Origin of the sequence: Nannocystis pusilla (assembly GCF_026626665.1) — a bacterium.
Taxonomy (GTDB): domain Bacteria; phylum Myxococcota_A; class Polyangia; order Nannocystales; family Nannocystaceae; genus Nannocystis; species Nannocystis pusilla.
On the sequence record NZ_JAPNKE010000002.1, the window covers coordinates 4,476,449 to 4,497,411 of the forward strand.

At 72.8% G+C, this 20,963-nt stretch carries 17 protein-coding genes and 2 pseudogenes; 14 read left to right on the forward strand and 5 right to left on the reverse strand.

Translation table 11 applies throughout. The annotated features are described in order from the left end of the window. The first annotated feature begins 51 nt into the window (after positions 1-51). On the forward strand, positions 52-903 hold the full coding sequence (locus OV079_RS19705; RefSeq protein ID WP_267770377.1) for a DUF1349 domain-containing protein: 852 nt from the start codon (positions 52-54) through the stop codon (positions 901-903). A 10-nt stretch (positions 904-913) separates the two neighbouring features. Here the strand turns inward: OV079_RS19705 and OV079_RS19710 are convergent, their stop codons facing one another. Beyond that, the gene (locus OV079_RS19710) at positions 914-1,798 is read right to left on the reverse strand and encodes an STAS domain-containing protein (protein WP_267770378.1); all 885 of its coding nucleotides are present in this window, start codon (positions 1,796-1,798) and stop codon (positions 914-916) included. 940 nt (positions 1,799-2,738) lie between these two features. On the opposite strand from OV079_RS19710, the gene OV079_RS19715 reads away from it, so the two are divergent. Both OV079_RS19715 and OV079_RS19720 read left to right on the forward strand, forming a co-directional pair. Further along, complete coding sequence (locus OV079_RS19715) at positions 2,739-3,437, forward strand: hypothetical protein (RefSeq protein ID WP_267770379.1); 699 nt, start codon at positions 2,739-2,741, stop codon at positions 3,435-3,437. Between the two features lie 60 nt (positions 3,438-3,497). Next, positions 3,498-4,469 carry a DUF4215 domain-containing protein gene (locus OV079_RS19720; protein ID WP_267770380.1) on the forward strand — a complete coding sequence of 324 codons (972 nt, stop codon included), beginning with the start codon at positions 3,498-3,500 and terminating at the stop codon, positions 4,467-4,469. 48 nt (positions 4,470-4,517) lie between these two features. On the opposite strand, the gene OV079_RS19725 is transcribed toward OV079_RS19720, so the two are convergent. Next, the gene (locus tag OV079_RS19725) at positions 4,518-5,519 is read right to left on the reverse strand and encodes an FAD-binding oxidoreductase (protein ID WP_267770381.1); all 1,002 of its coding nucleotides are present in this window, start codon (positions 5,517-5,519) and stop codon (positions 4,518-4,520) included. A gap of 3 nt (positions 5,520-5,522) precedes the next feature. After that, on the reverse strand, positions 5,523-5,900 hold the full coding sequence (locus OV079_RS19730; protein ID WP_267770382.1) for a group I truncated hemoglobin: 378 nt from the start codon (positions 5,898-5,900) through the stop codon (positions 5,523-5,525). 82 nt (positions 5,901-5,982) lie between these two features. Here OV079_RS19730 and OV079_RS19735 point away from each other — a divergent pair. The 7 genes and pseudogenes from OV079_RS19735 to OV079_RS19760 all read left to right on the forward strand — a co-directional run. Next, a pseudogene (locus tag OV079_RS19735) lies at positions 5,983-6,321 on the forward strand (RrF2 family transcriptional regulator); the annotation flags it as partial. Positions 6,322-6,481: 160 nt separating this feature from the next. After that, a pseudogene (locus tag OV079_RS58205) lies at positions 6,482-7,024 on the forward strand (UDP-N-acetylglucosamine--N-acetylmuramyl-(pentapeptide) pyrophosphoryl-undecaprenol N-acetylglucosamine transferase); the annotation flags it as partial. Between the two features lie 330 nt (positions 7,025-7,354). Continuing rightward, positions 7,355-7,708, forward strand: coding sequence for a UDP-N-acetylglucosamine--N-acetylmuramyl-(pentapeptide) pyrophosphoryl-undecaprenol N-acetylglucosamine transferase (locus tag OV079_RS58210; RefSeq protein WP_420829528.1), 354 nt, complete (start codon positions 7,355-7,357; stop codon positions 7,706-7,708). A 65-nt stretch (positions 7,709-7,773) separates the two neighbouring features. After that, positions 7,774-10,677 carry an aminomethyl-transferring glycine dehydrogenase gene (gene gcvP / locus OV079_RS19745; protein WP_267770384.1) on the forward strand — a complete coding sequence of 968 codons (2,904 nt, stop codon included), beginning with the start codon at positions 7,774-7,776 and terminating at the stop codon, positions 10,675-10,677. Between the two features lie 96 nt (positions 10,678-10,773). Continuing rightward, positions 10,774-11,898 (forward strand): AAA family ATPase, encoded by a 1,125-nt coding sequence (locus tag OV079_RS19750; RefSeq protein WP_267770385.1) that lies wholly within the window; start codon positions 10,774-10,776, stop codon positions 11,896-11,898. 156 nt (positions 11,899-12,054) lie between these two features. Next, entirely contained in the window at positions 12,055-13,377 is a 1,323-nt protein-coding gene (locus tag OV079_RS19755) for a serine hydrolase domain-containing protein (RefSeq protein WP_267770386.1), read from the forward strand. Further along, complete coding sequence (locus OV079_RS19760; protein ID WP_267770387.1) at positions 13,305-13,994, forward strand: hypothetical protein; 690 nt, start codon at positions 13,305-13,307, stop codon at positions 13,992-13,994. Before OV079_RS19755 ends, OV079_RS19760 begins: the two co-directional genes overlap by 73 nt. 131 nt (positions 13,995-14,125) lie before the next feature. Here the strand turns inward: OV079_RS19760 and OV079_RS19765 are convergent, their stop codons facing one another. Further along, on the reverse strand, positions 14,126-15,058 hold the full coding sequence (locus tag OV079_RS19765) for a peptidoglycan DD-metalloendopeptidase family protein (protein WP_267770388.1): 933 nt from the start codon (positions 15,056-15,058) through the stop codon (positions 14,126-14,128). 324 nt (positions 15,059-15,382) lie between these two features. Then, complete coding sequence (locus tag OV079_RS19770) at positions 15,383-16,336, reverse strand: hypothetical protein (RefSeq protein ID WP_267770389.1); 954 nt, start codon at positions 16,334-16,336, stop codon at positions 15,383-15,385. A gap of 235 nt (positions 16,337-16,571) precedes the next feature. Here OV079_RS19770 and OV079_RS19775 point away from each other — a divergent pair, with 235 nt between their 5' ends. From OV079_RS19775 to OV079_RS19790, 4 genes are all read left to right on the forward strand, one after another. Beyond that, complete coding sequence (locus OV079_RS19775) at positions 16,572-17,189, forward strand: sigma-70 family RNA polymerase sigma factor (RefSeq protein WP_267770390.1); 618 nt, start codon at positions 16,572-16,574, stop codon at positions 17,187-17,189. Between the two features lie 543 nt (positions 17,190-17,732). Beyond that, positions 17,733-18,302: a hypothetical protein gene (locus tag OV079_RS19780; protein WP_267770391.1), complete on the forward strand. Its 570-nt coding sequence runs from the start codon at positions 17,733-17,735 to the stop codon at positions 18,300-18,302. Beyond that, positions 18,292-18,546 (forward strand): hypothetical protein, encoded by a 255-nt coding sequence (locus tag OV079_RS19785; RefSeq protein WP_267770392.1) that lies wholly within the window; start codon positions 18,292-18,294, stop codon positions 18,544-18,546. Before OV079_RS19780 ends, OV079_RS19785 begins: the two co-directional genes overlap by 11 nt. Before the next feature lie 1,717 nt (positions 18,547-20,263). Continuing rightward, entirely contained in the window at positions 20,264-20,929 is a 666-nt protein-coding gene (locus OV079_RS19790) for a CHAT domain-containing protein (protein ID WP_267778602.1), read from the forward strand. Positions 20,930-20,963: the final 34 nt, after the last annotated feature.

Below are 20,963 nucleotides of genomic sequence, written 5' to 3' on the forward strand. Positions count from 1 at the left end.
TCGCCGGCGGCTCTGGGGCTCGCGGCCGCCGGCTCCTAGCTTCGGCCCGCCATGCGAGCCCTGATCCTTGCGCTCTTCATCTTGCCCGGTTGCATCGTCACGCGCCTTCCCGCCCCGACCGCCCGCCTCGCCGCCGACGAGCAGCAATTCGCCGCGCCCGCCGACCCGCCGGCCGACGAGCTCGCCGCCCTCGACGACGAGTTCGAGGACCCGGCCAGCCTCGCCGGCTGGCAGTCGTTCAGCCGCGCCGAGGACTGGCCCGATCAGGCCAAGCAGCTCGACGTGGCGACCACCAGCCCGGGGCACCTCACCTTCGTCCCCTTCACCAGCTTCTGGCTGTACGACTATCACGCCCCGTTCCTCTTCCGCGAGGTCACCGGCGACTTCATGGTGACCACGCGCGTGCGAGTCACCGGCGCCGAGACCGAGGTCCCGCGCCGCAAGTACTCGCTCGCCGGATTGATGGCCCGCGCCCCGCACCCCGAGGGCTCGCGCGCGTGGAAGCAAGGCCAGGAGCACTGGATCTTCATCACCACCGGCACCGGCGACGGCGACGTGCCGCAGATCGAGACCAAGAACACGGTACGCAGCAAGAGCCGGCTGCAGCTCTCGCCGGGCAAGTCCGGCTGGGTCGAGCTGCGGCTGGTCCGCCGCGGCGCCACGTTCCTGCTGCTGCGTCGCTTCGAGGGCGAGGCCTGGGTGCTGGCGCGGCGCGAGGACAAGCCCGACATGCCGGCGACCTTGCAGGTCGGCCCGATCGCCTACACCGACTGGGACTCGTCGCGGTCGTACTTCGTGTGGGGCCGCGTTCGCGCCTACAACCGCCGCGTCCTCGACCGCGGAAGGCCCGATCTGACCGCGCGCTTCGACTGGATCCGCTTCCGTCGCCCCGTCGCCCCCTGACGCGAGCGACTCAGGCCTTCACACGCGACAGCTTGCCGAGCTTGCCCAGACAAAACACGAGCGCGTCGCGCAGCTTGCCGAACACTGCCACGCGCGTCAGGTCGACGCCGAGCGACACGATCGTCTGGGCGATCGTCGGATGGATGCCGGTGAGGATGCCCTCGGCGCCGAGCAGGCGGATCGACTGGATCATGCGGATCAGGTGGCTCGCGGTGCCGGTGTCCACCACCTCGACGCCGGTGAGATCGAGGATCGCGAAGCGGGCCCGCGTGCGCGTGACCGCCTGCAGCAGGTTGTCCATGATCTCCGCCGTGCGCACGGTGTCGACCAGGCCGACGATCGGCAGCGTGATCACGCCGTCCCACACCTCGATGATCGGCGTCGACAGCTGGCGGATGACCTCTTGCTGGCGCTCGATCAGGTCGAGCTTGGCCCGCAGCTCGATCTCGGTGCGCTTCGAATCGGTGACGTCGAGCGCGACCGAGACCAGCGCCAGCTCCTCGTCGTCGAGCGTCGGCAGGGTCCAGCTCGTCCAGTGGATCCCGTACACCTCGGTCGACAGCGCCAGCGAGGCCTCGCCGGCGATGGCCCGCCGGATGTCCTCGACGTTCTCCAGGTCGCCGTACAGGTCGAAGTAGTTCTGGCCGACGAACTGGTCGCGCTTGAGCCCGGCGGTCTGCAGCGCCTTGCCCCGCTGAAGCACGAAGTTCGACTGCTTGTCGATCGCCCACACCGCCAGGTCGAGGTTGTCGAGCATCGCCGCCAGCAACCTCGACTCGATCCCGAGGCTACGGAGCTGGCGCTGCTGCGCCGTCACGTCGTGGCCGCTCAGCGTCGTCCCGACGACCACCCCGTCCTGGCCGCGAGTCAGCTGCGACCACGCCTCGAAGTGCAACGCCTCCCTATCGGGACGAGCGATGATTCGAACCTCGGGCTCCTCGCTATCCGCCACCAATGCGCTCTCCCAGGCGTCGGGGTCGCCCGCCACCGGCAACACCTCACGGATGAGTCTGCCGACCGCCTCGGTCGCGGCGACGCCGAATGCTCGCTCGGCCCGGAGGTTCCAGCCCGTGATTCGAAGAACGTCGTCCAGCTCGATGGTGATCAGGGAGCAGCGTTACTGCGATCGTCCACTCGGCCAGGGTATCGGGACTGCCGAGGGGTTTCCACGCATCCGCGAAGGCGGGAGAAGCGCCCGGGGTCGGTGTGCGTGCAGGTCGCCGGGGTTGGCAGCGAAATGTACATACCCGCGCCACGCTCCGGCGTTACCTGCCCCTCGGGACATCTGCGAATGACGCTGCGAGTCCGTCGCACAGGTCCGACCTCGTCGCAGCTCGGCGCCGCCCGAGCAGCGGAGCGGCCGCGGCGCGAAGCTCCGCGCCGCGTCCGCCGCGCGCCCCGGCGCACACTGCCCCGCGCAATCCGGGGATGCGACGCCGCGCGACGCATCCCCGCGATCGCGTTCACGCCCGCACCACAGATATTCGATCGACGACGCGCACGGCTCGACCTCCGAGCCGGCTCGGCCCGCCCTCATCGGGGCAAGAAAACAGTGCGCCCCATTGCCCATTCATTCGCGGCTCACGACATGTCCCCAGGGACATGCCACGATCGCTGTCGATCCATCGGCGACGTGCTCGTCCGAGCCACACCGCGTACCCGGTGCTCAGGTCGTTCAAGACGACCTGGCGCGACACCCGGCCATCCTGCCGCCTGTGTCCCGCCTGCGTGCCGCGGAAGCGAGCCCCGCTTGCCGAGCCGCGCCGGGGCGACGACCCTCCCGGGCGGGCCGCTCGCCGGGTTGCTGCCTGCTCGATCCGGCCCATACAGGCCCCGTGGCCACCAACAAGTTCCCGTTCTCCGTCGTCCTGCTGGCAGGAATCGGACTCATCCTGGCGATCTTCTGCATCTGCTACGCGCGCGCGCTTCAGCGAGCGCGGCACCAGCAGCGACGACACCCCGGCGATCGGCGCCGCCCCCCGCGGCCGCTGAGCGCACACGTTCGCCGTTCGAAGCCTGCTGAAGCACCGCCGCGCAAGCACGATGTCGACGGTCCAGACGCGGCCGAGCAGGTGCATGCGCCCGGTCAGCGGTCACATCGGCGGCGACGGCGGCGCTCCGTTCTTGCGGCGACGCAGCATCGAGAGCTCGGTTACCAGCGGGAGCCTCGAGACCAGAGTGACTCCGGTGACGAGATCCTCGGGCCGTCGGTGATTCGTCGCCGGCGGCTGCTGTGGACATTCGAGGACCGGCGACGACCATCGCTGGTACTGCGATACGCCGGGCGAGGGGCGAGCTCCGATTCGAGGCACCGCGCTGGCGCGATGGCGCTGGCGCGACCGTCTTCACGGACATCCGCGCGCGGCCGGTCGATAGAGGACCCCCCTTCGATCGCCGACTCGATCGCCCACGCCCTGCCTGGAATCGTCGGGCGAATGTCCGCCGGGCACGAATTCGCGCCTGCCAACACCCGGTGGGCAGTGTGGACATTCCGGGCGTTGTCGGACGCTTTGACGGCGTGCGCCGTCTCCTGAACAATGTCGCCGATGGTCGCTCCGCGCGCTCTGGGTCGTGTTGGCATTGCTGAGTCCGGCTTGTTTCTCGCCCTCCGGGTCGGAGACCGGACCGGGCAGCGGGACGAGCTCCGGGCCGGACACCACGACGACCACCACCACGACCTCGACTGCGAGCACCTCGAGCACGACCTCGACCACGACCCTCGAGCCGACCACGAGCCCGCTCACCGGCACGACCACCGACCCCGGCTTGACCTCCACCGATGCCGGCCCGACCACCACCGAGGTAGCGACCACCGAGCCTGCCACTGCGAGCAGCACCGGGCCCGAGACCTCGACCACCTCGACCACGACCGGCGACTCGATGACCGCGCCTCCCCGCCCACCTGCGGCGACGGCGTCGTCGAGGACTTCGAGCAGTGCGACGACGGCAACGCGATCGAGACCGACGACTGCGCCAGCTGCCAGAACGCCTTCTGCGGCGACGGCATCGTCCACGCCGGCGTCGAGGAGTGCGACGAGGACGGCGACAACTGTGAGAGCTGCGCCCGCGTGCACATGCGGGTGTTCGTGTCGAGCACGACGGCGACGGCCAAGCTCGGCGGCCTCGTCGGGGCCGACGAGGACTGTCAGGCGCTGGCGGACGACGCCGATCTGAAGGGCACCTTCAGGGCCTGGCTCAGCACCGGCGACGTCGACGCGGCCTCGCGCCTCCAGCACGCGGAGCGGCCCTACAAGCGGATCGACGGCGCGCCGCTGGCCGACAACTGGGCCGACCTGGTCGACGGGACCCTCCTCAACCCGATCGTCATCACCGAGCTGGGCGACAAGGTCGGCGTCGATTCGAACTGCGGGATCTGCCCGGTCTGGACCGCGACCACCCCGATGGGCGTCGGCCTCGACGACGACTGCAGCGCCTGGAACGCCGTCCTGTTCGACGACGTGGTCGTCGGCGAGTGCACGGTCAAGGACGCCCGCTGGACGCAGGGCTGCGCCACGCGCATGTGCAGCCTGTCCTCGCACCTGTACTGCGTCGAGCAGGGCCTGTGACGCCGGCCAGCGCGAGGAACAGCCGCGAGGACCCGCGGGGCCGCGGCCTCACGCCGTGCGGTTCGCCGGGGTCCGCAGCGGCGGCGGCGGCATCTCGGCGGTCAGGAACGCGTCGGCGCTGATGTCCTTGAGGCCCGCGCCGCGCAGGAAGCACTGCTTCTTCAGCGCGTTGACGCGGTCCGGGCTGCCGCACAGGAACACCCGCCAGCCCTTGAGGGACGGGAACAGCCGCAGCGTCACCTGCGTGAGGTCGCCGATCTCCAGCCCCTCGGATGGCTCTCCGGACATGGCGCATTGGACATATCTGAAGTTTCCTGAACCATCGACCATGCCCTTGAGCTCATCCACCAGGTAGAACCCGGCCGGGTCGCGGGCCCCGTGGATCAGCGCGATGGGGCCGGTGTGGCCGCGGCGGCGGGCGTCGTGGGCGATGCCGCGGAGCGGCGCCAGGCCGGTGCCGGTGCCGACCAGCAGCAGCGGCTGCTCGGGCCGGCCCTCGGTGTAGAAGCAGGCGCCGGCCGGGCCGCGCAGGCCGACGCGCGTGCCCGGCGCGGCCGCGGCCAGCCAGCGGCTCATGCGGCCCTGCCGGTGCACGCGCACGTGCAGCTCGAGCGCGCGGCCCTCGGCGGGCGAGCTGGCCAGCGAGTACGCGCGGACCTGGTCGCCCTGGATCAGCTGCACGTACTGACCTGGCCGATAGGACAGCTCCTCGTCGGGCTCGAGGCGGACCCGCACGATCGCCGGGCCGATCTCGGTGACCTCGGCGATCGACGCGGCGATCGCCGGCGGCGGGCCCTCCTGGATCACCAGCTCGCCGGTCGGGCGGGACATGCAGGGCAAGAACCAGCCCTGCTCGCGCAGCGCCGGGGCCAGGCCCTGCTGCGCCAGCGAGCCGGGGTCGCCGGACACCGCGCGCAGCATGCAGGCCTGGCACGCCCCGGCGCGGCACGACGACGGGACCGCGGCGCCGCCGCGGAGGAGGCCCTCGAGCGCCGTCTCACCTGGCTCCAAGACCAGGTCGAGGTTGCCGCGGCGGATCCGTCCGGTCATGGCTCACACCGCCGGGTCGCGGTTCAGGACGTCGTTGCGGACCGACTCGGCGAGCGCGCCGACGCGGGCGATCTTGTCGTCGGAGACGCCGAGCTCCTTGAGCGTGCCGGCGAGGTGGCCGACGACCGCGTCGAAGTGGGCGTCGCCGATGCCCTCGGCCACCAGGTGGGCGTGCGCCCGCCGCATATCGCGGCCGGTGTAGTGCGCCGGGCCGCCGGTGACCATCGTCAGGAACGCCTTCTGCTTGGCCGCCTGCCGCTCCATGTCGACGTCGTCGAAGAACGGCGCCAACAGGTCGTCGGCCATGACCTTGCGGTAGAAGATGTCGACCGCGGCGTCGATCGCCACGGCCCCGCCCAGCTCGTCGTACAGGCTCGTCATCGCTCTCTCGCTCCCTCCGGCCTCGCCGGAAAAAAGTTGTATCGTTAATACATATTTTCTGTCCCCGAGGCCAGCGCAGAACATGCAGCTCACACAGTTCACCGACTACGCCCTCCGCACCCTCCTCTATCTGGCGGTGCATCGGGACCGGTTGGTGCCGGTCGCCGAGATCAGCGCCGCCTACGGGATCTCGAACCACCACCTGGTCAAAGTCGCGCACCAGCTGGCGCGGCTCGGCTACGTCGACTCGGCCCGCGGGCGCGGCGGCGGCCTGCGGCTCGCGCGCGACCCGGCCGACGTCAGCGTCGGCGAGGTCGTGCGGGCCACCGAGCCGCACTTCCACGTCGTCGAGTGCTTCGACCGCGAGCACAACACCTGCCCGATCGTCCCCGCCTGCGGCCTCGTGCGCGCGCTGGCCCAGGCGCGCGAGCGCTTCCTCGAGGTCCTCGACGGCCAGCGCCTGGCCGACCTCCTGCACGACCCGGCCCGGGTCGACAAGCTGGTCAAGATCTGGACCCGCACCGGCAGCGCCACGCGCCGCCAATGGCCTCTTCGGAGTGAAGGGTCTATATCCCGGCGTCATGACCCGTGCCCTCGCCACCACCGCCGAAACCCCTGTTTTGCCGCGGATCCTGCTGCGGGACGGCGAGGCGGTGACGGCCCAGGGCCCGGCCCCCCAGGCCCGCGCCGGCGCGGCGGCGGCGACCACCGCCGGCCTGCGCGTGGTGATCGCCGGCGGCGGCACCGGCGGGCACCTGTTCCCCGGGATCGCGCTGGCCGAGGAGATCCGGGCCCGCGGCGGCGAGGTCCACTTCGTCGGCACCGCCCGCGGCATCGAGGCCCGCGCGGTGCCCGAGAATGGTTATCCGCTCGAGCTGATCGACGTCGCCGGCATCAAGGGCCGCGGCGTCGCGGGCCTCGTGCGCGGGCTCCTGCGCCTGCCGCGGGCGTGGTGGCAGAGCCTCGCGCTGCTGCGCCGGCTGCGGCCCGACGTGGTCGTCGGCGTCGGCGGCTACGCCTCGGGGCCGGTGGTGGCGACCGCGTCGATGCTGCGGATCCCGACCGCCATCCTCGAGCAGAACAGCATCCCCGGGATCACCAACCGGATCCTGTCTCGCCTGGTGCGCAAGGTGTTCTGCACCTTCCTGACGTCCGCAGTCGCTTCCCGGCGCGCAAGGTCGTCCTGGCCGGCAACCCGATCCGCCGCCAGATCCTGGGCCAGCTCGTCGCCGCCGGCGAGACCTCCGCCGCGCCCGCGGCGGCGCACGGCCCGCGCCTGTTCGTGTTCGGCGGCTCACAGGGCGCCCGCGCCATCAACGACGCCGTGCTGGCCGCCCTGCCGGGCCTGCTGGCGCAGCTGCCGGGCCTCGAGGTCTGGCACCAGACCGGCAAGGGCGACGAGGAGCGGGTCAAGGCCGGCTACGCCGCGCTCGGGCTCGGCGAGCCGCGCGCGCGTGGCCGCCTTCCTCAAGGACATGGCCGCGCCCTACGCCTGGTGCGACCTCGTGCTGTGCCGCGCCGGCGCCACCTCGCTGTCGGAGCTCACGGCGGTCGGCAAGCCCGCGGTGCTGGTGCCCTTCCCGCACGCCACCGACAATCACCAGGAGTGGAACGCCCGCGCGCTGGTCGACGCCGGCGGGGCGCTGCTGCTGCGCGAGTCGGAGTGGACGCCCGACGCGCTGACCGCCGCGCTCGCCGGTCTGCTCCAGTCGCCGGAGCGGCTCCAGACCATGAGCAACGCCATGCGCACCGCGGCGCGGCCCGAGGCGGCGCGCACGATCGTCGACGCCATGAGCGCGTGGCGGTGAGTGCCCAAACTCTCGCCTGAGGGGCCTGGGGGCCCGAGAGCGCGCGGCTACTATGCGCTCCGCCGATGTCCGCCGTCGACCCGATCGCCGCCCTCCTCGCGCCCACCGACACCTTCGTCCACCGCCACATCGGGCCCCGCCCCGACGACATCGCCGCGATGCTGCAGACGCTCGGGCTGTCGTCGCTCGACGCCCTGGTCGAGGAGGCCGTGCCCGGCTCGATCCGCATCGCCGGCGGCCTCGACCTCGGCGCCGACGTCCGGGCCGACCGCGAGCCCGGCGAGGCCGAGACGCTGGCCCGCTTCCGCGAGCTGATGCAGCAGAACCGGGTGCTGCGCTCGCTCATCGGCATGGGCTACTCGGCCGCGCACACGCCCGGGGTCATCCTCCGCAACATCCTCGAGAACCCGGGCTGGTACACGCAGTACACGCCGTACCAGGCCGAGATCTCGCAAGGCCGCCTGGAGGCGCTGATCAACTTCCAGACGATGATCAGCGACCTCACCGGCCTGCCGCTCAGCAACGCCTCGCTGCTCGACGAGGGCACCGCCGCGGCCGAGGCGATGGCGATGTGCCTGCACGTCGCCGGCGGCAAGAAGCGCGCCTTCGTCGTCGCCGACGACTGCCACCCGCAGACGATCGCGGTGGTGAAGACCCGCGCCGAGGCGATCGGCGTGACCGTCCGCGTGGCTGCCCCTGAGGACATGGACTTCGGGACAGGCGACGTCTGCGGCGTCCTCCTGCAGGTGCCCGACACCTACGGCCGGATCGTCGACCCGACGGCGCTCATCGCCAAGGCGCGGGCCGCCGGCGCGCTCGCGGTGGTCGCCACCGACCTGCTCGCGCTCACGTTGCTGCGCCCGCCGGGCGAGATGGGGGCCGACATCGCCGTCGGCTCGGCCCAGCGCTTCGGCGTCCCGCTCGGCTACGGCGGCCCGCACGCGGCCTTCCTCGCCTGCCGCGACGAGCACAAGCGCCTCTTGCCCGGCCGCGTCATCGGCGTGTCCCGCGACGCGCGCGGCAAGCGGGCCTACCGCATGGCGATGCAGACCCGCGAGCAGCACATCCGCCGCGACAAGGCGACCAGCAACATCTGCACCGCGCAGGTGCTGCTCGCCATCATGGCCGGCATGTACGCCGTCTACCACGGCCCGCAGGGCCTTTCGCGGATCGGCGCCCGCGTCCACGCGCTGACCGCCGCGCTCGCGGCCGGCCTGCGCAAGCTCGGCCACGACACCGGCGACGCCCCGTTCTTCGACACGCTGACCGTCGCGCTGCAGGGCGTCAACGCCGACGCCGTCCACGCGCGCGCGCTGGCGAAGGGCTACAACCTGCGGCCGATCGACGCCGGCCGGGTCGGCGTCGCGCTCGACGAGCGCAGCACCGCCGAGGAGGTCGCGGCCCTGCTCGAGGTGTTCGCCGGCGGCCCGACGGCGCTCGACGTCACCGACCTCGCCCGCGGGGCCGAGCTCGGCTTCGGCGAGTGGACGCGCAAGAGCGAGTTCCTCACCCACCCCGTCTTCCGCGCCTACCACAGCGAGCACGACCTCCTGCGCTACATCCACAAGCTCGAGAGCCGCGACCTCTCGCTCACGAGCTCGATGATCTCGCTCGGCTCGTGCACGATGAAGCTCAACGCCACCTCGGAGATGCAGCCGCTGTCGTGGCCCGAGCTGGCCGACCTGCACCCGTTCGTCCCGCGCGACCAGGCCGCCGGCTACACGGCGATGTTCGAGGCGCTGGGGCGCTCGCTGTCCGCCATCACCGGCTTTCACGCCGTCTCGCTGCAGCCGAACGCCGGCTCGCAGGGCGAGTACGCCGGCCTCCTCGTCATCCGCGCCTATCACCAGAGCCGCGGCCAGGGCCACCGCGACGTCTGCCTGATCCCGACCTCCGCGCACGGCACCAACCCCGCCTCCGCGGTGCTCGCCGGCTTCAAGGTCGTGGCGGTCGCCTGCGACGAGCGCGGCAACGTCGAGGTCGACGACCTGCGCAAGAAGGCCGCCCAGCACGAAGGCAAGCTGGCCGCCTTGATGATCACCTACCCCTCGACGCACGGCGTGTTCGAGGCCCAGATCCGCGAGATCTGCGGCGTCATCCACGAGCACGGCGGCCAGGTCTACCTCGACGGCGCCAACATGAACGCGCAGGTCGGCCTGTGCCGTCCAGGCGACTACGGCGCCGACGTCTGCCACCTCAACCTTCACAAGACCTTCTGCATCCCGCACGGCGGCGGCGGCCCCGGCATGGGCCCGATCGCCGTCGCCGCGCACCTGGCCCCGTTCCTGCCCGGGCACCCCGTGGTGAAGTGCGGCGGCGACCAGGCGATCGGCCCGATCTCGGCCGCCCCGTGGGGCAGCGCGAGCATCCTGTCGATCAGCTTCATGTACGTCCTGATGATGGGCGCCGCCGGCCTCACGCGCGCCACCAAGGTCGCGATCCTCAACGCCAACTACATGGCGAAGCGGCTCGAGGGCCACTACCCGGTGCTGTACCGCGGCGAGCACGGCCGCGTCGCCCACGAGTTCATCCTCGACCTGCGCCCGCTCAAGGCCAGCGCCGGCATGGAGGCGGAGGACTTCGCCAAGCGGCTGATGGACTACGGCTTCCACGCGCCGACGATGTCGTTCCCGGTCGCCGGCACGCTGATGATCGAGCCGACCGAGAGCGAGCCGAAGGCCGAGCTCGACCGCTTCTGCGACGCGATGATCGCCATCCGTGAAGAGGTGCGGAAGGTCGAGGAGGGCCAGTGGCCGCGCGACAACAACCCGCTCAAGCACGCGCCGCACACCGCCGAGGTCGTCACCGCCACCGAGTGGGCGCGCCCCTACCCGCGCGAGGTCGCCGCCTTCCCCGCGCCGTGGGTCGCCGCCAGCAAGTTCTGGCCGCACGTGTCGCGCATCGACAACGCCTTCGGCGATCGCCACCTCGTCTGCACCTGCCCGCCGATGGACGCCTACGAGGACTGATCGATCGCCGCGGGTCCGCGTCGTGCGCGACGCGGACCCGATGTCCCTGACACCCGCGTTGACCGCCCTGCAGCGGGGCGGTAAGCCTGGCGCCCCGTGCTCACCGAGTTCCAGGTCAAGAACTTCAAGTCGATCCGCGACCTCCGCATCGAGCCGGGCCGCGTGACGGTGCTCCTCGGCGACAACGGCGTCGGCAAGAGCAACCTGCTCGAGGCCGTCAGCTTCGCCGGGGCCGCGCTCGCCGACAAGCTCGACCACGAGTTCCTCGCCAGCCGCGGCCTCCGCACCGCCGAGCCTCGCTTCATGCGCTCGGCCTTCGCGGTCGACGGCGACACCCGCATCGATTTCCGCCTCACCCAGGCCGGGGAGCGCGTCGGCTTTCACGTCGAGACCTCGGCCTCGCGCCGCGGCTTCTGGAAGAAGGTCCTGACGGAGCGCGGCATCCGCTCGCCCAAGGAGACCCTGCTCCTCGACAGCTTCCGCGCCGCGTTCACGTCGGTCATCCAGGGCGACGACGAGCGGGTCAGCGACGACGAGCTGGCGGCGTTCGTCGACGGGCGCCTGGCCCAGATGTTCCTGCTCGACAACTTCGATCCGCTGAAGTCGTTCTTGATCTACGCGCCCGAGCGCCGCGCGCTGCGGCGCTGCGAGCAGGACGGCCAGATCCTCCCGCTCGGCGTCCGCGGCGAGGGCCTCGGCGCGCTGCTCGAGACGCTCGTCGCCGACCCCGAGCGATCGGCCGAGCTGCGCGACGCGCTGCGCCTGTTCGACTGGTTCGAGGACCTCGGCGGCGAGCCCCTGCGGATCCGCGACCGCCACCTCGCCGAGGGCTTCGCGCTGCGCAGCGCCAGCGACGGCTTCCTCCTGCTGCTGTTCTACTTCGCCCTCGTCATCAGCCCCGACACCCCGAAGCTGTTCGCCATCGACGACCTCGGCGCCGGCCTCGACCCCAAGCTCGGCGCCGAGGCGCTGCGCCGGCTGGTCCTGCTGGCGGCCCGGCACGGCAAGCAGATCCTCGTCGCCGCGCGCGACCCGGCGCTCCTCGCCGGCCTCGACCTCCACGATCCCGACCAGCGGCTCTACACCGTCCGCCGCGACGACCGCGGCCACACCGAAGCGGAGCGCGTCCTCGCCCCGCCCGCCGCCGGCGAGGAGCGCCAGAGCGAGCTCTCGGAGGTGTTCAACCGCGTGCTCCTCGAGGGGCCGACGTCCACGTCCTGAGCGCCGCCATGCGAGTCGTCGCCGGGTCTCATGCCGCGTGAGCGCCAGCGGAGGTCTGCTGCGGCCGCGCGCGCGGCTGCGACTCGGTCGTGGCGCGCTGCACAGCCGCGGTCGGTCCCGGGCGCCGGCCGTGCGGCTCGGACCATAATCACCGGGATGCGTCGCTGCATCGTTCAGGTGCCCTTCATCGTCGCGCTCGGGCTCGGTTGTGCGCACGGCCCCCGCCCCGCGTTCGCCCCCGCGGCCGCGCTCGTCCCCGTCGAGACGCCGCGCAACGGGCCCGTGACGCTGGCGGTGCGCGAGGTCCCGCCGGCGGTCTTCAGCGACGTCACGCGTTCCCAGAAGGTCGCGGCCGTGCTGCCGAAGCTGCACGACGTCGCCGCCAAGATCGTCGCCGACGATCGCCTGATCGGCCTCGCCGTCGGCGTCGTCGTCGACGGCCAGCTGGTGTTCGGCGAGGGCTTCGGCGTGCGCCAAGTCGGCGAGGACGGCGCGGTCGACGTCCACACCGCGTTCCGGATCGGCTCGATCACCAAGGTGTTCTCCGGCATGACCGCGCTGCGGCTGGCCGACGAGGGCCTGCTCGACCTCGACGCGCCGGCGGCCAAGGTCCTGCCCGAGCTCGACAAGCTCGTCTATCCCAACGCCGACGCGCGGCCGCTGACCGTGCGCGACATCCTCACCCACACCGCCGGCCTGCCGCGCGACCCCGACCTGCCGCTCAGCGTCGGCGGCGCCCCGCACACCCGCGAGGAGGTGATGCAGGCGATCGACGGCCTGTCGCTGCTGCGCCCGCCGGGCATCGGCTCCGAGTACTCGAACCTCGGCTTCGTCCTGCTCGGTCACGTCATCGCCGCCGCCGGCGGCAAGCCGTTCGGCGACACCATCCGCGACTCGATCCTCCAGCCGCTGGGCATGAGCGAGACGGTGTGGGAGGCGACCGAGCGCCGGCGGAGCGACGCACCCGCGGGCACGTCGCGGTCGACGGCAAGATCGTCGCCACCACCTCGGGCCGTCACAGTGCGCTCAGCGCCGCGGGCGGCCTGTGGTCGACCGTCCCCGACCTCGCGCGCTTCGTCGCCTTCCAGCTCGGCGCCTGGCCGCCGCGTGGCGACGCCGACGACGGCCCGATCGCCCGCTCCACCCTGCGCGAGGCCCAGCGGCTCCGCGCCCTCCGCAGCTTCCGCGCGCACCACCGCCGACGAGACCGTCGCCGGCGGCGTCGAGGGCGGCGCCTCGGGCGTCGGCTTCCCGTGGAGCGTCGGCCACAACTGCGAGGCCTCCTACGTCGTCGGCCACAACGGCGCGCTCGAGGGTTACTCGCGACCATCCGCATGTTCCCGTACGCCGGCGTCGGCATCATCGTGCTCGGCAACGCCGCCTGGACCGACACCGACGGGATCGCGGTGCAACTGCAGCGCGTGCTCGCCGACGGCGGCCTGCTCGGGGCTCGCGCAGCCCAGCCGCTGCCCGAGCTGACCGAGGCGGCGCAGCGGATCGTCGGCCTGATGCCCGCGTGGGACGGGGCGAAGTTCGCCGAGTGGGGCACGCACGACTGGGCCGCGTCGGGCAACGCCAAGCTGCTGACCGCCGAGATGCAGTGGCTGCACGCGGGCCTGGGCGCCTGCACGCTCGGGGCGATCAAGCGCGCCACCAGCCCGTGGTCCGGCGTGTACCGGGCCAAGTGCGAGCACGGCGACGCGGAGTTGACGGTCAACCTCACCAGCGCCCAGACGCCGAAGATCTCCGGCTTCACTCTCGGCTGGCTCGCCGGCAAGCCGGCCCCCGAGCTGCAGGCCGTGGCCGAGGCCGCCGCGCCGCTGCTCGCGCAATTCGACGAGGCCACCTTCCTCGCCCACTTCTCGCCCGGCTTCCGCCGCTCCGCCCTGACGCGCACGATCGCCGACGTTCAATTCGAGCACGGCGCGTGTCAGCTCGGCGATCCGCTCGAGGTCCGCGGCCCGCGCGAGGCGACCTACGCGCTCAAGTGCGCCAAGGGCACCGCGAAGCTGTCGATCGCCGTCGACCGCGGGCAGCCGGCGCGGATCGTCTCGTTCCAGGTCGCCTCGACCGGCCCGCTGCCGGCCTGTCGCTGATCCTCACATGTCTCTTCGGGCATGTTCATACATGTCCTCGGAGACATATGACGAATCGCCGCCCCCTCGCGACGAGCGCCGGTGCGAGCACGAGGTGCTCGCGACCGGCGCTCTCTGCGTTCACGCGGCGCTCAGTTGCAGGTCGGCGCGACCTGGCCGTCGGAGCCGGTGTTGATATAGGCGTCGGACACGTAGCCGGTGCCGATGAAGTCCCACAGCGTCGTCGTGCCGAACGTGCCGGTCACCGAGGAGCCGTTCTTCTGGCAGGTGATCGTCACCTTGGAGCCGTTGGCCACCGAGCCGACCGCGGTCGCGCCGGTGCTCGGGGACGAGCGGACCGTCAGCGGCAGGCCGCTGGTGGACACGGTGCCGGTCACGCCGCTGCCGCCGCCGCCGCCGCTGCACTTGTTCTTGCTGGTGTAGTTCTTGGTGCCGAAGAACAGCGCGGTCGAGCCGTTGAACACCGGCTTCTGCGCGGTGCCGTTCAGGCGCTGCTCGTAGTGCAGGTGCGGGCCGGACGAGCCGCCGGTGCTGCCGACGGTGCCGATCTTCTGGCCCTGGCTGACGCTCTGGCCGACCGACACCACCTGCGAGTTCAGGTGCGCGTAGCGGGTGCGGTAGCCGCTGCCGTGATCGATCTCGATCCACCTGCCGTAGCTCGTGTTGCCCTCGTTGGCCACGCGGCTGACCTTGCCCGCGGCCGCCGCGACCACCGGGTCGTTGACGTCGTCGGTGCGGTTGAAGTCGACCGAGTTGACCGGGCTGTGATTGGTGCGGGTCTGGCCGGCCCACACCTGGCCGCACGGGAACGGCAGCTGGAACGCCGGCGCGGCCGAGATTTCGGTCTCGGCGCGGAGGTCGTCGAACGCGTCGAGCTCGTCCGCGGACTCCTCACCCGCGGGCGGGCCCTCGTCCCACCACTGCTCGTCGCCGAAGAACGCGGCCGGGTCGGCCTCCGCCTCCTCGGCGGTCATGTCCTCGATACAGCCGCTGAGGGCCAGGCCGCTGGTGAGCGCCAGCGAGACGAGAATGCGATGGGCGAGCACGGAGGAAAGTCGGGTCATGGTCGGAGTCCTTCGCGGGCGAGACAGGTGCAGTCGTGGAGTCGATCCCCACACGCGGAGCCGCGGGTCCAGCGGCTCCGAACGTCGTCCTGTCGAGTAACCGCGGCCCCGGTTTTCGATCACGGATATTTGCGCGCCGCGGACCCTGCGCCCCGCTCCGCGCGCACATCTGCGTGTGTGTACCGGCGCCCGACTTGCGACGACGTCGCTATTCTTCGCGTATCGCTGCAGGCCGGACTTTCGACATCGCCGGCAGGCCGAAGCAGAGCTCGACGACACACCGCCTGTCCACGCCGACCAGCCGGCTCGCCGCGGGTGTGAAGCTCACTGGCAGAGTACGCCGGCCTGGAACTCGTAGTTGAACGAGCCCGGCCCCGAACAGCCGGCCCCGACGTTCGGGAGCGGGTTGCACGAACCCGCCACGTAGAACTGGCTGTTGGGCACGATCGAGGTCCCGACCGGGCAGGGATCGCCCCAGTGCGTGATGTAGTCCTGCGTGGTCCAGAACCCGCTCGTGTAGAAGTCGACGTTGGTCTGCGCGCCCGCCTCGCACTCGGCGAGCATCTGCGCCGCGGTCCCGGCCTGCATGCACATCTTGCGCGTGCCGTCCGGGATGCCGCTGACCGTCGTGGGCGGCTCGCAGCAGAGGTCGACGCTCACGACCGCGTTGCCGCCATCGATCGTGCAGCTCGTCACGAAGGCCTCGTCGACGGGCGAGCCGATGTCGCTGCCGACCTGCTGGTTGCAGGCGTTGCGGTAGTGCCAGCTGTTGAGGCTCGCCTCGGCGTTGGCGATCGCGTCGGCGCAGGTCCAACCAGGGTAGTAGAGTCCGCCGACCGAGGCCTGCTCGTCGGCGTCGCAGCTCGGCCCGGGCGGGGGCTCGCAGCACAGGCCGACGCTGACGACCGCGCTGCCGGACCTGTTGACATAGCAGTTGGTGACCGTCGCGTCGGTGGCCGGCGAGCTGATGTCACTGCCGACCTGCTGGTTGCAGGCGTTGCGGTAGTGCCAGCTGGACAGCGTGGTCTCGGCGCTGGCGATCGCGGCGGCGCAGGTCGTATTGGGGTAGTGCAGGCCCCCGACTGCGGCTTGTTCGTCGAGATCGCAGGTCAGCGTGAAGAGGAGGGGCTCCTGGCCGTTGGTGAGCGGCTCGATCGCCTCCTTCTCGGCGAGGGACTCGACGGCCTCGAGCTCGGCGTCGACGGGGGCGTGTTCGTCGCAGGCCGAAGTCGCGAGAAGAGAGGCGATGGCGAGGGAGAGTTGCGTGGATGGCTTCATGCTCACGCCATAGGCGTCGACCTCCCGGCATCGAACGCGAGCCGACGTCGTTCGAGCACGACTGAACTCACGCAGGCCACATCGCCGCTGGCCGCACGGCAGATGAGCCAAAACGCGCCTGCGCCCTGCGTTGCGAGCGTCGTCGTCGACCGACGAGCACGCGGAGGACCCTGCCGACGTCCCGGCCGGACCCGCGAGAAAGTCGGTCACCGACTATGATACGATTCGCGGCCCCTTGACCCCCGCAGAGGTCCACCAGGCGCTCGACGGCAATCGCGTCGCCCTCACTGCCCTCGTCCGCGCGCTGCTGCCTGTCATCAAGGTCGAGGTCGGCGTCGCCCTGGTCCGCCGCGCCGCCTCGCAGCGCCGCGACGGGCGGCAGGAGGTCGACGACTTCGCCCAGGACGTGTTGCTTCACCTCCTCTCCGACGGCGGCCGGCTGCTGCGCCAGTGGGACCCCGCCCGCGGGCGCTCGCTCCCCAGCTTCGTGCGCCTGATCGCCCGTCAGAGGGTCTCGCGCGTGCTCCACGGCCACCGGGGCAACCCGTGGAGCGACGAGCCGACCGAGCTCGACGACCTCGAGCCGGCGATGCCCGACGCGGCTTGCGACGACCGCGTGCTGGAGTCGCGCGAGGAGCTCCGCGCGCTGCTCGAGCGGCTCCGCTGCCACCTCACCGAGCGCGGTCTGGTCCTGTTCCAGGCCATCTACGTCGAGCAGCGCCCGATCGCCGAGGTCGCCGCCGAGCTCGGCATGACCCGCGAGGCCGTCGACGCCTGGAACACCCGCACGCGCAACCTCGCCCGCCGCCTCGCGGCTGCCCCCGCGGCGGCCAAGAAGGAGCGCACCGCATGAGCGCGCGTAGGTCCGCGCGAGGTGTTCGTCTATGACCCGGAAGGAGGACCACCGCGTGAACGAGCCGCTCGATCCGCTGCTGCGCGCGCTCGGCGATGTCGAACGCGACCACGACGCCCGTTACCCCGCCGACTGGGAGCGGGTCGTGGCCGGCAACGCCGCCGCCGGCCCGGTCGCCGCCGCGCGCGCGGCCGTCGATCCGCCGGCCGAGCACGCTGTCTTTGTCGACATGTTCTCGGAGCCAGCCTCGGACGCGGACATCGACGCGCTCGTCGAGCGGGCCGCCGCCGTGCTCGCCGCGCCCGCCGCCGCGGGGGAGCCCGCTCGTGTCAGCCTGGACGCGAGCCCAGGCCCGACCGCGAGCGAGCCCGCTCGTGCCAGCCTGGACGTGAGCCCAGGCCCGACCGCGAGCGAGCCCCCCGTGCCAGCCTGGACGCGAGCCCAGGCCCGACCGCGAGCGAGCCCGCCCCCGCGCCGGCCGGCACCGACGCGGCGGTCATCCCTCTCGCCGACCGCCGCCGCGGTCTCGCGCTCGCCGGCGTCGTGCTCGCGCTCGCTGCCGCGATCGCGTTGTGGCGGTTCACCGTGTCGCAGCCGTCGCCGGCGCTGACCGGCTACAGCGTCACGGTCCGCAACAGCACCCTGCAGGAGCTTCGCGGCGACGAGCCCGCGGCCGCCGCGGGCCGCTACCGCCCCGACACGGAGCTCGACTGGGTCATCAGCCCCGAGCGCACGGTGGCCGGAGCCGTCGAGCTCCGCGCCCTCGCGCGCGCCCCCGACGGCCGCAGCGAGCTGCTCGCGCCCCCGTTCACCCGCACCCCCGCCGGGGCGCTGCGGATCCGCGGGCGCCTCGACGCGGTGCTCCTGCTCGCCGCCGGCCGCTGGCGCCTCACCCTGCTCGTCGCGCCCGAGGGCGCGGCCCCGGCGCGCCCGACCAGGTGGCCCCGGCGGTCGCGGCCGGCCGCGCGGTCGAGGTCGCGCCCCCGCTCGAGATCGAGGTCGTCGCGGCCGATCCGTAGCCGCCTCACATGTCCCAATCGACATGTCCCTGCGTGCATCTGTCTTCGTACTCGCCGCTCTCGGCGCGTGCGCTCGTTCGGACATGTCCCATGAGACAGACGAATCACGGCCCGCCCCCGCGCTCGCGCCCGTGCCCGAGGTCATCCCGATCGGCTGCGACGTCCTGACAGCCGACGCGGCGTGCGGCCTCCGCCCCGGCTCGACACTCGAGCTGTGGGTCGCGCTCCCGCCCGCCGAAGCGCCGCGCGTCGAGCTCGGCGGCGTCCCGCTCGCGGCCGAGTGGACCGCGGCCGGCGAGGGGTCGAAGGTCGAGCTGCGCCCCCGCCCGGCCTCCTGAGCCTCGATCTCGCCGACACGGGCCGGCGCTGGGAGCTCAGGATCGCCGCCGCCGCGCCGCTGCCGAAGGCGCTGCTCGAGCTCGAGGCACGCGTGGGGGTCGCCGACATCGAGGCTGTGCGCGGCGATCTGCTCGCGCTGATCCCACGGCTGCGAGGCGCAGCCCTGGCCGAGGCCCTCGCGCTCCGCGGGGACCTCGAGTTCCGGCGCGGCGACGACGCCGCGGCCCTCGCGGCCTACGAGGTCGCCTTCACCGTCGCCGTCGCCGAGAGTCTCCTCGGCCGCGCCAGCGACATCGCCGTCACCGCCGTCTTCTCCAGCGTCGCGGTGCTCCACGACCTGCCGGCCGCGCGACGCTGGTTGAAGCGGCACGAGGAGATCCTGGGGCGGTTCCCCGAGGCGCGCCTGGACCACGACTACTACGTCGGCCTCGTGGCCGATCGCGCCGGCGACGCCAGCGCCGCGCTCCGCAACTACCGCGATTGCGCCGCGCGTGCCCGGGCTCTCGGGCGCACGCGCGACCTCGCCGTGGTGTCGTCGGCGCTCGGCGTCCTGCAAGGTCGGCTCGGCGACGCGGTCGCGGCCGAGGCCGCCTTCGCCGAGGCGCTCGCCCTGGCCGACGCGCTGTCCGAGCTCGAGCACGTCACGATCCTGTACAACGCCGGGTGGGTGGCGCTCGAGGCCCGCGCGCGCGGTGAGCCGGCGCCCGACCCCGAGCCGCGGTTCGCCGCCCTCGCCGCGCTCGTCGCCCCCGACGGCCCCCACGCCGACCCGTACCAGGCCGCCGATGCGCAGCTGAACCTCGCCTACGCCGCGGTGCTGCGCGGCGACGTCGCCGCGGCCCGGGCCGCGCTCGCGCGCGCCGAATTCCCGGGCCGCCGAGTCGCGCGCTGGCGGCTCTACCTCGCCGCCCGGATCGACCTGCTCGCCGGTCAGCCGCTCGACGCACTCCGGCGCTTCGACGACCTCGCCGCGCGCGCCCGCGAAGACGACGATCGCGGCCTCGAGTGGAGCGCCGAGTTCGGCGCGGGCGAGGCGCTGTCCGCCCGCGACGACCTCGCCGGGGCGCTCGAGCGGTTCCGCCGGGCCGACGCCCTCCACCGCGCCGACGTGGGGCGACTCGCGCTCGACGCCGGCCGCGAGCGCTTCGCCGCCGAGCGTGATCACGCGGCGCGGCGCCTCGTCGAGACGCTGCTCGCGCTCGACCGCGCGGACGAGGCCCTGTGCGCCACCCGTCGCGCCCGCGCCCACGCCTTCGCCGACCTCGCCGCGCTGACCCGCGACCCCGCCGCGCTGGCCGCCTACCGCGACGCCCGGGCCGCCCACGACGCCGCCTTCGAGCGCACCTGGGAGCTCCCCCGCCGCGAAGGAGAGGCCGAGCGCGCGCGCCTCCGGAGCGAGCGGCGGACCCTCGACGCCCGCCTCGACGCCGCCCTCCGCGGGCCCGCCGACATGCCCGATGATTCCGTACCGAATGGACATGTCGCTTCGTCCATGTCTGAAAATACAGCTTGCGAATCGCTGCGCGCCCGGGTCCGGGCGAGCTGCTGCTCGTGTACTATCCGCTCGCCGCCGGTCGCGTCGGCTTCGCGCGCGACGCCGGTGGGCTCGCGGTCGCGCGCATCGACGGCGAGCTCGCGGCGGACCCTGCGGCCCGCGCCGCGCAGCTCCTGGGCCCCTTCGACGCCGCGATCGCGCGGGCCGAGCGCGTCACCTTCGTGGCCGCCGGCGCGCTGGCTGCCGAGCCCTTCCACGCCCTCCCGTGGCGCGGTTCACCGCTCGTCACCGCGCGCTCCGTCGCCTACGGCCTCGACCTGCCGCGCGCCCCCGACCGCCGGCGCGCGCTCGCCCGCGCCGTTCAGATCGTCCCGCCCAGCAACCTCGCGCGCGCCGACGACGAGGCCGGGGCCGCCGCCGAGGCCCTGCGCGCGCACGACGTCGCGCTCGCGCGCCTCCGTGGCGACGAGCCCGATCTGGCGCGGCGCCTCGCCGAGCTCGATCTGCTCCACTTCATCGGCCACGCTCGCGGCGACGGCTGGGGCGGCGCGCTCGACCTCGGCGGCGAGCGCCGGCTCTCGACCGGCGACCTGCTCGCCCTGCCTGCGCCCGCGATCGCCGTCCTCAGCGGCTGTGAGACCGGACTCCTCGACCCGCGCGCGCACGGCGGCGGCATGAGCCTCGCCCACGCCCTCCTGGTCGCGGGCGCCGACGTCGTCGTCGCCGCCGACGCGCGGATCGCCGACGACCTGGCCGCCGAGCTCGTGCCGGCGCTGATCGCCGCGATCGCCGAAGGGGCCGACCCGGTCGACGCCTTGCGCCTCGCGCAGGAGCACGCTCGCGCGACGCGGGACGACTGGTCGCACTTCCGGGCCCACGTCCGCTGAGCGCGAAAACGGCTGCGTGGGCTCCGGAGCCGCC

Coding starts and splice junctions, on each gene's coding strand:
- OV079_RS19765 (WP_267770388.1), bottom strand. CDS start 15,058: ATGACCCGACTTTCCTCCGTGCTCGCCCATCGCATTCTCGTCTCGCTG.
- OV079_RS19730 (WP_267770382.1), bottom strand. CDS start 5,900: ATGACGAGCCTGTACGACGAGCTGGGCGGGGCCGTGGCGATCGACGCC.
- OV079_RS19705 (WP_267770377.1), top strand. CDS start 52: ATGCGAGCCCTGATCCTTGCGCTCTTCATCTTGCCCGGTTGCATCGTC.
- OV079_RS19770 (WP_267770389.1), bottom strand. CDS start 16,336: ATGAAGCCATCCACGCAACTCTCCCTCGCCATCGCCTCTCTTCTCGCG.
- OV079_RS19755 (WP_267770386.1), top strand. CDS start 12,055: ATGCGTCGCTGCATCGTTCAGGTGCCCTTCATCGTCGCGCTCGGGCTC.
- OV079_RS19785 (WP_267770392.1), top strand. CDS start 18,292: ATGTCCCATGAGACAGACGAATCACGGCCCGCCCCCGCGCTCGCGCCC.
- OV079_RS19725 (WP_267770381.1), bottom strand. CDS start 5,519: ATGACCGGACGGATCCGCCGCGGCAACCTCGACCTGGTCTTGGAGCCA.
- gcvP (WP_267770384.1), top strand. CDS start 7,774: ATGTCCGCCGTCGACCCGATCGCCGCCCTCCTCGCGCCCACCGACACC.